Genomic DNA, 13,281 nt, shown 5'->3' on the forward strand with positions numbered 1-13,281 from the left:
GTCATGGGCGGCACATCACGTGTTCGCGTGAGCCGCCCGACCCCGTGGTGGGGCCGGGCGCGCGGTCAGGTACGTGCGGACGCGGAGTCGCTGATCTCCTCCGGCGTGGGTGGGGCCCCGGGCTCCGGTTGGGCGGCGCGGGGCAGCAGGGGGACCAGGATCAGGGCGATCAAGAAGGCCCCGGCGTTGTACCAGAGCGTCGTGGCGGCGGCGTCGGAGAACGCCTCACCGCGGTTCGGTCCCGCGGGGTCTCCGGTGGCGAGCCAGAAGAAGAGCACGCCGACCACGGCCACACCCATGGCCGTGCCGAGCTGCATGACGGCGTTGGCGACGCCGGACCCGGCTCCGGCGTTCTCCTCCCCTACGTCGGCCAGTACGACACTGGCCAGGATGGGAACGCACATGCCCATTCCCAAGCCGGTGACGAGTACCGGTAGCGCGACCTGCCACCAGGTCGCGGCCGGACCGATGACGGACAGGACGCCGATCAGGGCGAGCACGCCGAGCAGCATGACCGCCACGCCTATACCGATCACACGGCGCCCGTGGGTGGTGGAGTAGGCCTGGGCGACCCCGGACATCAGGGTGATGCCGACGGGCCAGCTGACCACGGCGACGGCGGTGAGCATCGGTGTCCAGCCCTGGCCGAGTTGGAGGTTGTAGGTCAGGACGAGGAAGAGTGAGGCCAGGCCGGAGAAGAGAACGAACATCACGACTGCCCCGGCCGTGAAGGAACGGTGGGTGAAAAGGGACGGCGGCACCAGTGCCGAACCCGTGGTGCGGTCCCTGTTCCTCTGGTGCAGGACGAACAGGATCATGAGTGGGACGGAGGCGACGAGCAGGCTCAGCGACAGCATGTCCCAGCCGCGTTCACGTCCCTGGATGAGCGGGAACATGAGGGCGAACATCGCCAGGCTGACGAGGACGATGCCGACCAGGTCGAGACGGAGCGGGTCGGTCGCCCTGTTCTCGGGCATGAGCCACAGGGCCAGGGCGATGGCGAGCGCGCCCAGCGGGACGTTGACGTAGAAGATGGCGCGCCAGCCCAGGCCGAAGATGTCGGCCTCGGTGAGGACCGCGCCCAGGAGCGGGCCGCTGACGTTGGCCAGGCTGAGTGTGATGCCGTAGAAGACGAAGGCCTTCGCCCGGTCCTTGTGGTCGAACAGCACGATGATGATCGACATCACCTGGGGCACCATCAGGGCCGCGGTGAGGCCCTGGACGAGCCGGCCGGCGATGAGCACCTCGGCCGTGGGCGCGGCGCCGCACACCACCGAGGCCACCGTGAAGCCGGCCATCCCGATGAGGAACATCCGCTTGCGGCCGAGGATGTCGCCGAGGCGCCCACCGGTGATCAGGGCCAGCGCGAAGGTCAGGGAGTAGCCCGCCAGGATCCACTGGGCCGCCGAGTACTCGGCGCCGAGGCTGCTCTGGAGACGGGGCAGGACGATGTTGACGATGGTCGCGTCGGCGAGGTCCATGAACAGGGCGAGGAGGACCACCCCCAGGACCACCCACCTCTTGCCGCTTCGGGCCATGGGTGGGGTGTGCACTTCCGTCATGGTGGGCTCCGCTACAGGAAGGTAGGATCAAAAATAAGGCAACTTAGAGAATGACTAATCTAGTGTCTCTCTATTTTAGAGAGACTATGGGAAGGGTGAGCGCAGTGTCAACGTCCCAGGACGACACCAAGGCCCTCTATAAGGAACTCCGTGTGGGAGCCTCCCTGGCCGTGCGGTTCCACTCGGCCCTCGCGGCGTACGCGGGCATCAACATCACCGACATCACCTGCCTGGGTGCCCTGGACAAGAACGGTCCGATGAGCCCCGGCGAGCTGGCCGGGCACGTGGGGCTGTCGCGCGGCGGAGCCATCACCGCCGTCATCGACCGATTGGAGAGGGCGGGGTTCGTCCGACGCGGCCGCGACGCGACGGATCGCAGGAAGGTCGTTGTCGAACTCGTCCGCGACGGCGCGTACGCGCGGCTGACCGCGACCTTCGACGCCCTCGGGCACTCCTACATCGAGACCATCGAGCAATACTCCGAGGAGGAGCGCGACCTGCTCCTGGAGTTCAACCGGCGGGTCAACGCCCGGCTCCAGGAACGGATCGGCGAGCTCCAGGAGCGCGCATGACCACCACGTTCCCCTCGGTGCCGTACCCCAGGACGTCCTGGGCGTACTGCTCGTCGTCGAAGGTCACCATGACCCAGTCGGCACCGGGTTCCGAGGAGACGGGAAACGCCTGGGGATGTGGTCCCCCCGAGACGTAGGGCGCGTCGATCTCCCCCAGCCTCCGCAGGTCCATGTCATAGACCTTGTACACGCGTTGGGCGTCGTCGGTGGCCAACGCCCACCACCTGCCACCCGCGCGCCGCAGCACGCAACCCTCCGTGCGCCGGGAGGCCGTGTCCACGGCGGCGACCGTCATGGGCGCGGACAGATCCGCCCCGGGTTCGGACACGGCGAGGACGGGGCGGAACTCCAGTTCGGGCACCAACCGGACGACGTCGGCGTAGAGCACGTGCCAGCGCCCGTCGATCCTGGCCAGCGACGGCTCCCAGGCGCTCAGGGTGGACGGCGCGGCCAACCGTGTGTTCGGGATGACGTGCACCCCCGTGAGCAGATCCGCGTCGGTACGCGCGCACCGTACGTGCACCCCCGGGGTGGGGAGGTCTCCTCCGCACACCACCAGGGAGAAGTAGCCAGAGGCCTCGTCGTATACCACGTGCCCGGCGTTGTCCCCGGTCACGATGCCGTCATGGGCGAAGAACAACTTGGCGGTCTGCCGCATCCGGTCCGGTGCGTCGGGGTCGAACTCCCACACCGCCCAGTGCGCCTCCTGCGCGAAGCCCATCCCGGCGCACCCGGCGGTGAGGAAGAACCGGCCGTCGCGTGTGTAGGGGCGCCCGTCGGCGTGGGTGATCAGCTGTGGATCGCGCAGGCCCACCTGACCGAAGTAGCCCGCGCGTACCCGCCGCAGCCCGGCGCCCGACGCTCCGAAGGCGCACTCCCACCGCCCCAGGAGCCCCGGGTCCCGTAGGTCCACCAGGGAGCGCACGTCGGCGCCCCTGCCCAGCAGCGGGTCGCCCCACTCCGCGCCCTCGTCACGGACCAGCGCGGTCACGACGTTGCCGGTGACGGTGACGGCCAGCTGGTGAGGCAGGACCGGACGGACCGGCGCGTCCGCCGCGACGGTCGTTGTGCCATCCACGGTCACTTCCAGCCGGACCTGTCCGACCCCGGCGTCGTAGACGACCACGACCCCGTCCTCCGAGCCCTCCTCACCGCTGCGAAGCCCTGCCGTCACCGTGCCCCCCGCCGTCGCGGCTCCCCCGATCGGGTCGGCACCGACGTCCACGAGAACGGTCGAGAAGGGGGCGACCGGTGCGTGCCCGGTGAGCACCGTTCGCCCGGCACCGCCCTTCAAGACCTCGGGATCGTCGGTGTCGAACACGACGAACCCCGGCGCGATGAGGTCGAAGGGGCGGAAGCGGTGGCTGATCTCGAAGCGCAGGTCGCTCAGGGGCGTCCGGATGGAACTCATACTCGTCCTCTCCATGGCGGTCCGGACACGTCCGCGCCCGGGCTCCGAGCCTCACACCCCACTGATCCGACGAACATCCCGAAACCTCGCCAGAGCCTCCCGGTCCGATGCGCCGCGTACGTGTCCGGCCGCCGGGGACCACGCGAAATGACGTGAACACGTGAGGTGCGCGGGCGGGACGCTCTGCGACGGTGATCGCGCCCGCCCGACGAGGAGAAGTGAGGAATCATGCGCCTGCGACCCTTGGGGAACACCGGAATCAGGGTGAGTCCGTTCTGCCTGGGCACGATGATGCTCGGGCCCTGGGGAGGAACCGACGACGAGGACGCCGCGCCCATCATCCACCGGGCCCTGGACGCCGGCATCAACTTCGTGGACACGGCCGACGTGTACGGCAACGGAGCGACCGAGGAGATCGTCGGTCGCGCGTTGAAGGGACGCCGCGACGACGTGGTACTGGTCGGCAAGGGCCACTACCCCATGTCCGAGGACGCGAACTCGTGGGGGAACTCGCGACGGTGGATCACCCGCGCCGTGGAGGACAGTCTGCGCCGCCTGGGTACCGATCACCTGGACCTGTACCTGCTGCACCGACCCGACCCCCACACCGATATCGACGAGACCCTCGGGGTCCTCAGCGACCTGGTGCGCGCGGGCAAGATCCGGAGCACGGGCACCTCGACCTTCCCCTCGGAACAGATCGTGGAGGCCCATTGGGCCTCCGAGCGACGGGGCCACGTCCGGCTCCGCACCGAGCAGTCGCCCTACTCGATCCTGAACCGCTCCGCCGAGGCCTCGCTCTTCCCGACCTGCGAGAAGTACGGCATGGGGGTGATGGTGTGGAGCCCGCTCAGCGAGGGGTGGCTGACCGGACGCTTCCAGGGCGAGATCGATCTCAGTCGGGGTCGTCAGGCGGCGCACAAGCTCAACTTCGATCCGGCCCTGCCCGGAAACGTCCGCAAGCGCGAGGCGGTCGCCGAACTGCTGGAGCTGGCCGAGGAGAGCGGTCTGTCCCTGGTCCACATGGCGATCGCCTTCGCCGGGAACCACCCGGGAGTCACCTCCGTGATTCTGGGCCCGCGCACTCCGGAGCAGTTGGAGGATCTGCTGGCGGCGGCCGAGACCACCTTGGACGACGACGTCCTGGATCGGATCGACGCGATCGTCCCTCCGGGCACGGTGCTCAACCCGGCCGACTCCCACCAGCGGCAGCCGTCCCTGCGCGACCCCCGGGCGCGTCGCCGGGCACACCACTTCGAACCCCTGGTCGAGACGCCGGGCCCGGCCACCTCATGACGGGTCCGCGGGATCCAGGGGCCGGCCACGCCCTGTCCGCACTGCGATCGGGATTCGTTGGCGAGGTGCACGAGGTCGCACCGGGCGAGGCGCCCTTCTGGCTGCCCTGGCGGCGCAACGTCGTCCCGAAACCCGGTGTGGTCGCCGACCCCGTATCCTCGGGGGACGTGGTCCGCGCGGTGGCCCACGCGCGCGATCGGGGGCTCGACCTGGACGTCCAGTGCGGCGGCCACGGAGCGGTCCGCGCCCTGCCCCATAACGGTCTACTGCTGCGTACCGGTGGCCTGGCCGCCGTGGAGATCGACCCTCGCCGTCGGACCGCGCGTGCGGGCGGCGGCACCCGGTGGGGCGACGTGGTCACGGCCGCGGCCGAGTACGGTCTGGCTCCGGTGTCGGGGACGTCGCCGGACGTCGGGGTCGCGGGCTACACCCTCGGTGGCGGACTCGGCTGGCTGACCCGGCGTCACGGGTTCGCGGCCGACAACCTGGTGTCGGCCGAGGTGGTCACCGCCGACGCCCGGGCCCTGCGGGTCTCGGCGGACGCCCACGAGGACCTCTTCTGGGCCTTACGGGGTGGCGGCGGAAATTTCGGTGTGGTGACCGAACTGGAGATGCGTTTGCACCCGATCGGACGGATCAGCGGCGGCGTGCTGTTCTTCCCCTTCGAACGCGCGCACGCGATCCTGGACGCCTACCGAAGCCTGGCTCACCGGGAACCCGAGGACGTGGTCACGGCCGTGGTCCTGGTTCGGCCGCCCGACTCCGACGAGGTGCCCGAGCCGTTGCGCGGACGCCCCGTCGTGGCCCTGCGCGTCTGCGTCCTTTCCGAGGCGCGGGACGCCGCCCGCCACGTCGACCGCCTGTTGTCCGCGACCGGGCCTCCACTGCTGGGTGGGTTGGGTCCCCTGCGGTTCCCTGAGCTGACCGCGCTCTCCGACCCGCAACCGCTCCCCCAGGTGTCCGAAGAGCACACCGACCTGTTCGACGCCCTCCCCGACGCGGTCGTGGACGAGCTCGTGTCCGTGTGCGAACACCCGGACTCGCCCGTCTCTGTCGTGGAGGTGCGCAACTGGACCGGGGCTCCCGGACGACCACCGGCGGACGCCGGGCCGGCGGGCCATCGGAACACGCCCTTCTCCGTGATCGCCATCGCCCCCGGCCTGAACGAACGGACCTTGGAAGGTGCCCGCTCGGCGATGGCCCGGCTGGCCGCACGCCTGGCTCCACACGCCACCGGTTCGGTGTTCCTGAACTTCCTCAGTGACCCGGGTCGGGTGGCGGCCGCCTACCCGCCCGAGCACCTGGGGCGGCTACGGGAGCTGAAACGGCGCTTCGATCCCGACAACGTGTTCCACCTCAACCACAACATTCGTCCCTGAGCCGGAGGACAAGCGAGGAGGGTGCGCGCACCCTCCTCGCCGTCACATCGATCCTGGGGCCGACACCGCTCAGCGGGGTTCGTCGCGCAGGGGTGGTACGGGCGGCAGCTCCACCGCGTCGCGGATGTCCTCCGGGGTGATCCGGAACTCCTCGGGAAACGACTCCCGGACGGACTGGCGCGGAGGTTCGGTGGTGCGCCAGGTGTAGTGGCAGATCGAGCACAGAACCACCTCCCACACCCCGGGCACCGGAGACACCGCGACGGTGGCGGCCCCCTCGTCACCACAACGGGGACAGATCATGGTCCTCACCTTTCCTTGGTCCGTTCACGGAGCCACCGCAGCCAACGGTCCGTGTCGGGGTGGTCCCGCACCGGATGGGCGTGCCGCCCTCGGACGTCGGGGGCGACGGGCGCGGTGGCGTCGATGACGACCTTGCCGCTGACGCCGACCGGCGACGATGACGGGTCCAACGGCAGAATGGACATGTTGGACAGGTGCACCATGTCCTCATCCGGGTTGACCTTGGTGGACAACGCCCACATCACCTGCGGGAGGTCGAAGGGATCGACGTCCTCGTCGACGACGATCACCACCTTGCAGTAGCCGAGCCCATGTCTGCTCGTCATCGCTCGCAGCCCCACCGCCCGGGCGAACCCGCCCTGGCGGGGCCGCACCGACACGATGGCGACCAGCCCATGGGTGTACATGGCGTTGACCGCGACGACCTCCGGGAAGTCCTCCTTGAGCTGCTGGTACAGGGGAACACAGGTGGCCGGCCCCATCAGATAGTCGATCTCCGTCCAGGCTCGCCCCAAGTGCAGGTGTTCGAACACCGGGTCGTCGCGGTACGAGATGCGGTCGATCCGGATCACGGCCATCGCCCGACCGCCGGAGTAGTGGCCGGTGAACTCACCGAAGGGTCCCTCGAACTCACGCACCCGACCCTCGATCACCCCCTCCAGTAGCACCTCCGTCCCCCATGGCACGTCCAGGCCGGTCAGCGGCCCCTTGGCCAGAGTGACCGGCGAACCTCGCAGGGCCCCCGCCATCTCGTACTCGGACTGGTCGTAGGCGATCGGAGCCGAAGCCACGATGGACACGACCGGGTCGTTGCCCACCGCGATCGCGACGGGCACGTCCTCTCCCCGTTCCTCGCCGATTCTCAGGTGGTGGGCGATGTCATGGATCGTCCCGGGCTGGAGGCCGAGTTTGTTCGGGCCCTTGACCTGGAGTCGGTAGATGCCGACGTTCTGGCGTCCGGTGTCGTCCCAGTGGTCGGGGTCGCGGCTGATGACGGAGGCCTTGTCCAGGAAGAAGCCGCCGTCCCCCTCGTTGACCCGGAACAGGGGGAGCACGCGGAACAGGTCCACGTCCGGGCCCTCCTGGACGTTCTCCAGGAAGGGAGGGTCCCCACGATGCACCGGTGCGACGGGGTGGTCGTCCCACCGACGGGTGAACTCCTGGATCTGCTCGCGTACCGGGGTGTCCCGGTCCATGCCCATCGCGATGGCGTGGTTGGGCCACGAACCGTGGGCGTTGAGCACGATCCGGGCGTTGGTGAACCCGTTCACCAACGTGAAGTACAGGGCGGGGGCCTTGTCCCCGAGTCGGGCGGCGGCGTTGGCGGCGGCGGCCAGATCGGGTTCGCAGTCGACGGGTTCGCCGACCCGTACGAGCTGGCCTTCGCGGTCCAGCGCGTCGAGGAAGCCCCGGAGGTCTTCGATAGCGGTCATGGTCGTCCTTTCCGCTGTCAGGGGGTGGTGGAAACGGCCCGGTCCCGGGGACCTCGGTCGAGTCGGGCCCGGCGCATCCCCTCCCATCGGTCGGCGGGGACGGTGATCTGGAACTGGTCGAGTACGCGCGCCACCACGTGGTCCACGATGTCCCCCACCGTGCCGGGGTGGTTGTAGAAGGCCGGTGTGGGAGGCAGGACCACGGCCCCCATCCGGGTGAGGGCGAGCATGTTGTCGAGGTGGATCTCGTTGAGCGGGGTCTCCCGTGTCACGAGCACCAGACGGCGTCGCTCCTTGAGGACCACGTCGGCCGCCCTCGGGATGAGGCCGTCCGCGTACCCGGTGCGGATACCGGCGAGCGTCTTCATGCTGCACGGCACGACGACCATGCCCTCGGTGAGGAAGGAGCCGCTGGAGATCGGTGCCCCTTGGTCCTCGGGCGAGTACACGAGGTCGGCCAGCTCCGTCAGGCGGGCCACCCCGTGGCCGCACTCCAGTTCGACGGTGGCACGGGCCCAGCGACTGACCACCAGGTGCGTCTCCACCTCGGGGATCGCCGCCAGCACCTCCAGGAGGCGCACACCGAACGGGGCGCCGGTGGCGCCGGTCATGGCGACGACCAGGCGGCGCCGTGCCCCGCCGGTCACCGTTCGCCCGCCGTCATCTGGAGGACCGCCGCGTCGAGGTCGGTGAGGACCCGATCGGTGGGGAGCACCGCCGCGCAGCGAAGGGCTCCGTAGTCCAGGGCCATCCGGTGCTCCTTCTCCGAGAAGTCGGCGACCGCGTCGGAGACCAGGAAGGGTTCGACATCGCGGGCGAAGGCGTCGGAGGCGGTCATCAGACAGCCCACATGGGCGTAGACCCCGCAGATGATGAGCTGGTCCCGGCCGGCGGCGCGCAGGCGCGCGTCCAGGTCGGAGCGGACGAAGGCGCTGTAGCGCCATTTGGTGAGCAGGGTGTCGCCGTCCCGAAGCGCGAGTTCGGGGATGACCGCGCGGGGTGTGCCGGGCCCGGTGCCCTCCGCGCTCATGCCGGGCCCCCAGAAGTCGTGCAGCAGTCCCCTCTCCTCGGAGGTCATGGAACCGGGCTGCGCGGTGTAGAACACCGGTATCCCCCAGCGGTCCGCCGCCTCGCGGAGCCGGACGCAATTGGCGACGAGTTCCGTGACGGGTGAGCTTCCCGCGCGGAAGAAGTCCACGAAGTAGTTCTGCATGTCGTGGATGAGCAGGGCGGCGCGCCGGGGGTCCGGGCTCCAGGACACCGTGTTGGTCGGTGGGTCGTCCGGCATCGGGTAGTGCAGCCCGCGTCGGATGGTCATGGTCCTCCGTAGGTCGTCGGGTGTGGGGTGTCAGGCGCCCAGCGCGGCGCCGCCGTCCACGTGCAGGTTCTGCATGGTGATGTGCCTGGCTCGGTCCGACACCAGAAAGAGGACGGCGTCGGCCACGTCCTCGGGCCGGGCGATTCGACCCAGGGGGATGCCGATCCGATGGTTCTCCAGCGAACCGTGAAGCGTCGCCCGTCGATCCTGTTCGGTCCGCCACATCGACCTGAGCATCGGGGTGTCGGTCGACCCGGGGCCGATCACGTTGCAGCGGATGCCGTACTCGGCCAGTTCCAGGCCCAGGCACCGGGTGAACATCGCGGAAGCCGCCTTGGACGCGGCGTAGGCGCCCATCCGCGCCCGGGGGACCTGGGCGGCGTTGGAGGCGACGGTGACGATGGAGCCACGGCTCCGGGGGATCATCCGTTCGGCGACCGCACGTGAGACGTGGAAGACACCGTGGGTGTTGACGTCGAAGACCGCCCGCCACTCACCGGTGTCCAGTTTGACCAGATCGTCGGTGTTGAGTATCCCCGCGACGTTGATCAGGGCGTCCAGGGGCCCGTATTCGCTCTCGGAGCGTTCCACGAGGCGTTCGACCGCGGGGGCGTCGGTGACGTCCACCGCGTGGGGATGGACGGCACCCCGTGCCCCGTCGAGTTCCGCGGCGAGGTGCCGCACGCCCTCACCGTCGATGTCGCAGGCGAGCACTCGGGTCCCCTGTTCGGCCAGTGAGCGGACGACCGCGGCGCCGATACCGCGCGCGGCGCCGGTCACCAGCGCCGTCTGCCCGTGGAGTTCCGGGTATCCCATGTCTTCTCCGTTCTTCCTCTCGGTGATGGGCGAGGTTCACGCACATGCGGTGAGGAACAGGTGGGCTTGTTCGGGGTTGAGCCGTGGGTCGCACAGGCTCGTGTAGCGTTTGCCGACCTCGGCGGGGTCGCCGACCGGCCCGCCCACGCACTCGGTGACGTCCGCCGCCGTGACCTCCAGGTGGAAGCCGCCCGGGTGCAGGCGATATCGGCGGAGGGTCCCGAGGAAACTCCTGGCCTCGGCCACGATGTCGGAGAGGTGACGGGTCTTGTGTCCTTCGTCGGTGCGCACGGTGTTGCCGTGCATGGGGTCGCACACCCACACGACCGGATGTCCGCTGTCGCGTACGGCCTCGATGATCCCCGGCAGGGCCGCGCTGATCCGGTCGTGACCCATGCGCGTGATCAGGACGAGGCGGCCGGGTCTACGGTCGGGGTCCAGGACCTGACACAGCCGGACGACCTGCTCCGGGGTGGCGGAGGGGCCGATCTTGCACGCCACCGGGTTGGCGATGGCGGCAAGGAGCGCGGTGTGGGCGGACTCGGGATCCCGGGTCCTCTCCCCCAGCCACGGTAGGTGCGTGGATCCGAGCAGGAGGCGACCGTCCACACCATCCCGACGCAGGTGGGGAACCTCGTAGTCGAGCACGAGGGCCTCGTGACTCACCCACGGACCCGCGTCGGTGTACCCCGTCGCCCGCCCCCGGTCGCGATGGCGTCGCACCTCTCGGACGACGATCTCGCTCGCCGCCCGGGCGTCGAGCATGCGCAGCGGGTCCGGGCGGCGTGCTGCGGGCGCGGGTTCCTCCGAGTTGACGAGGTGGCCCCGGAAGACGGGGAGCTCGGTTCCGTCGACGGTCTCGATCCCGTGGGAGCGGGGCTTGGCGAACTGGCCTCCCATCCGCCCGACCTGCACCACGTTCAGCCCGAATAACCGGCGCATGTGCCCGCCGAGGCCGGACAGGACCGCGATCTTGACCCGGGCGTGTTCGGCCGTGCACTCGCCCAGGTCTTCGGCGCAATCACCGGCCTGGAGCAGGGAGGCCCGCCCTTGTGCCACCTGGGCCAGGTCGGCCCTCAGGCGGTCGGTCTCGGCGATGTCGACCAGGGGCGGCAGCCGGGAGATCCGTTCCCTGGTCGAGGGCAGTGACTCGTGGTCGGCCCAGTCCGGTTGCTGGGCCGCCGGCAGCCGCGACCACGGTCCCCCGAACGGGGCGGTCGTGGCGTCCGCGGTGGCGATACCGGTGCCGGAGCTCCGGTGGAGACGGTCATGCACGGGGACCCCCCACGGGCGGTGTCAGGGAACGGACCGAGGCGGCGACGAGTTCCGGCCCACGGTGGGTGAGCAGGGACTCCGGGTGGAACTGCATGGAGGTGAAGTTGGATCCGCGCAGGGCGTGGACCTCACCGTTGGGGTCGCGGCTCACACGGACCGGGCCGCTGGGGCCCGCGACGCGTCTGACAGGGGACACCGCGACGTAGGTGTTGTAGAAGGCGACCGTGGTCCTGTCTCCGAAGAAGTCGATGTCGCGCCGGGTACCCTGGGCGGGCGCCGCGCGTCGGCGCAGGCGTAGTCCCAGTTCGGCGGCGAGCACCTGGTGCGACAGGCACACGGCGAGGAAGGGACGCCCCTCCTCCAGGAGGAGACGGTTCAGGCGGCTCAGGGCGGCCACGCGCGGGTCGGAGGTGTCCCTGGGGTCCCCGGGGCCGGGGCCCAGGACGACCAACCCGCCCTCGCCGAGGACCTCCTCGGCCTCGTGGTAGGGAACGACCTCGACCCGTCCGCCCAGGGCACGGAGCTGGTGGGCGAGCATGCCGGTGAAGGAGTCCTCGGCGTTGACCACCAGAACCCTCTGGTCGAGCAGCGGCGCGGGTGAGGGGAGCGCCTCTCCTTCCCCTCCGGCCAGCCAGAAGTCGGACAGTCCGGTGTTGCGCTCCCGGAGAGCCTCCAGCACCCGGGCGTGCCCAGTGATCGTCTCGGGAGCGCGTACCCCCGGCCGGTCGCCCCCTCCGGTCGCGCCCAGCAGTCCGGCCGCCTTGGCATGGGTCTCCGCCGTTTCCCTGGACGGGACGGAGTCACGGACCAGTGTCGCGCCCACCCTCAGGCTCATGCGGCCCGCGGGCGATATCTGCGCGGTGCGGATCATGATGGCCGAGTCCAGCGTGAGTTCGCCGGAGTCGGTGCCCAGGAGGGCGATGGCGCCGCTGTAGTACCCGCGTCCGGAGGACTCGCGTCGAGCGACGACGCGGCAGGCGTTCTCCAGCGGACTGCCGATGACCGTGGGCGCGAACATGGTCCGTTCCAACACGCGCCGGGGGTCGAGCGAGGTCGGCCCGCAGATGTCGTACTCGGTGTGCGCGAGGCGGGCCATCGAACGCAACCGGGGACCGTGGACGCGACCGCCCTCATGACAGACCTCGGCCATCATCTTCAGTTCCTCGTCCACGACCATGTACAGCTCGTCGATCTCCTTACGGTCCGTGACGAAGTCGAGGAGGCCTTCCAGGGCCGGCCCCTCCTCGGGATAGTGATAGGTCCCGCTGATCGGGTTCATCACCGCTGTTCCCCGATGGAGGCTCACATGACGCTCGGGGGTGGCCCCGACGAAGGTCCTCTCACCGGTGTGGACGACGAAGGTCCAGTACGCGCTGTTCTCCCGGTGCAGGAGCCGGTGGAAGAGGCCGAGGGCGAACCGAATGCGGTCCTCCCGGACCCGGGTGGTGAAGGTCCTGCTGATGACGAAGTTGGATCCGGCCCCCGAACCGATCTCGTCCGCGACCACCTCCTCGACCGTCTTCTCGTACTCCGCGTCGGAGACGTCGAAGGAGCCCTGGCCTTCGAGCTCCACGGGAAGGTCGGCGAGAACCTTCAGGTCGTCGTCGGAGACCACGCCCTGTTCGTCGACGTTCAACGCCAGGATCGGCTCGCCGTCGTCCTGGGCCGTGAAGCCGCGTTCGGTGATCTGCCGGTAGGGCAGGAGTACCAGGGAGTGCTGCCGGGTCCCCTCCTTCGGGTCGGGGAGGGGGACCCGCCTCAGGAGGTCGTACTCGCGCACCACGCCCTCGAAGGCCTCCACGCGGCGGGAGCCGCCGTGGACGTCCCTGGCCACCAGGGCGAACGGGCCGGGGGAGGAGGACAGCGCGCGGTCGAGGATGGTTCTGCCGATACGCTCTTCTGATCCGGATGTCATG

The 13,281-nt window shown here is 69.8% G+C and carries 12 protein-coding genes; 3 read left to right on the forward strand and 9 right to left on the reverse strand.

Features of this window, described 5'->3' with window-relative positions:
- Positions 1–65: 65 nt before the first annotated feature.
- Complete coding sequence (locus tag BQ8420_RS19620) at positions 66–1,562, reverse strand: MFS transporter (RefSeq protein ID WP_200816000.1); 1,497 nt, start codon at positions 1,560–1,562, stop codon at positions 66–68.
- Between the two features lie 95 nt (positions 1,563–1,657).
- Here BQ8420_RS19620 and BQ8420_RS19625 point away from each other — a divergent pair, with 95 nt between their 5' ends.
- Complete coding sequence (locus tag BQ8420_RS19625) at positions 1,658–2,134, forward strand: MarR family winged helix-turn-helix transcriptional regulator (RefSeq protein WP_200816001.1); 477 nt, start codon at positions 1,658–1,660, stop codon at positions 2,132–2,134.
- Here BQ8420_RS19625 and BQ8420_RS19630 read toward each other — a convergent pair.
- Positions 2,085–3,545 carry a hypothetical protein gene (locus tag BQ8420_RS19630; RefSeq protein WP_087100593.1) on the reverse strand — a complete coding sequence of 487 codons (1,461 nt, stop codon included), beginning with the start codon at positions 3,543–3,545 and terminating at the stop codon, positions 2,085–2,087. The two genes, BQ8420_RS19625 and BQ8420_RS19630, sit on opposite strands and share 50 nt — an antisense overlap.
- A 228-nt stretch (positions 3,546–3,773) precedes the next feature.
- Here BQ8420_RS19630 and BQ8420_RS19635 point away from each other — a divergent pair, with 228 nt between their 5' ends.
- Positions 3,774–4,841, forward strand: a complete 1,068-nt coding sequence (locus tag BQ8420_RS19635; RefSeq protein WP_087100594.1) for an aldo/keto reductase — start codon at positions 3,774–3,776, stop codon at positions 4,839–4,841.
- 65 nt (positions 4,842–4,906) lie between these two features.
- A complete protein-coding gene (locus BQ8420_RS19640) occupies positions 4,907–6,220 on the forward strand; it encodes an FAD-binding oxidoreductase (protein WP_160049373.1) in 1,314 nt (437 codons plus the stop codon).
- A 69-nt stretch (positions 6,221–6,289) separates the two neighbouring features.
- On the opposite strand, the gene BQ8420_RS19645 is transcribed toward BQ8420_RS19640, so the two are convergent.
- The 7 genes from BQ8420_RS19645 to BQ8420_RS19675 are packed head-to-tail and all read right to left on the reverse strand — an operon-like array spanning position 6,290 to position 13,280.
- Entirely contained in the window at positions 6,290–6,523 is a 234-nt protein-coding gene (locus tag BQ8420_RS19645; RefSeq protein ID WP_087100596.1) for a non-oxidative hydroxyarylic acid decarboxylases subunit D, read from the reverse strand.
- A 5-nt stretch (positions 6,524–6,528) separates the two neighbouring features.
- On the reverse strand, positions 6,529–7,956 hold the full coding sequence (locus BQ8420_RS19650) for a non-oxidative hydroxyarylic acid decarboxylases subunit C (protein WP_087100597.1): 1,428 nt from the start codon (positions 7,954–7,956) through the stop codon (positions 6,529–6,531).
- Positions 7,957–7,973: 17 nt separating this feature from the next.
- Positions 7,974–8,603 carry a UbiX family flavin prenyltransferase gene (locus BQ8420_RS19655; protein ID WP_255404888.1) on the reverse strand — a complete coding sequence of 210 codons (630 nt, stop codon included), beginning with the start codon at positions 8,601–8,603 and terminating at the stop codon, positions 7,974–7,976.
- Positions 8,600–9,274 carry an isochorismatase family protein gene (locus BQ8420_RS19660; RefSeq protein ID WP_087100598.1) on the reverse strand — a complete coding sequence of 225 codons (675 nt, stop codon included), beginning with the start codon at positions 9,272–9,274 and terminating at the stop codon, positions 8,600–8,602. The genes BQ8420_RS19655 and BQ8420_RS19660 overlap by 4 nt, the downstream gene beginning before the upstream one ends.
- A 30-nt stretch (positions 9,275–9,304) precedes the next feature.
- Positions 9,305–10,090 carry a 2,3-dihydro-2,3-dihydroxybenzoate dehydrogenase gene (locus BQ8420_RS19665; RefSeq protein ID WP_087100599.1) on the reverse strand — a complete coding sequence of 262 codons (786 nt, stop codon included), beginning with the start codon at positions 10,088–10,090 and terminating at the stop codon, positions 9,305–9,307.
- Positions 10,091–10,126: 36 nt separating this feature from the next.
- A complete protein-coding gene (locus BQ8420_RS19670) occupies positions 10,127–11,365 on the reverse strand; it encodes a 3-deoxy-7-phosphoheptulonate synthase (protein WP_235006374.1) in 1,239 nt (412 codons plus the stop codon).
- Positions 11,358–13,280 carry an anthranilate synthase family protein gene (locus BQ8420_RS19675; protein ID WP_087100642.1) on the reverse strand — a complete coding sequence of 641 codons (1,923 nt, stop codon included), beginning with the start codon at positions 13,278–13,280 and terminating at the stop codon, positions 11,358–11,360. Before BQ8420_RS19675 ends, BQ8420_RS19670 begins: the two co-directional genes overlap by 8 nt.
- Between the last annotated feature and the right edge of the window lies 1 nt (position 13,281).

The organism is Nocardiopsis sp. JB363 (assembly GCF_900143625.1).
GTDB lineage: Bacteria > Actinomycetota > Actinomycetes > Streptosporangiales > Streptosporangiaceae > Nocardiopsis.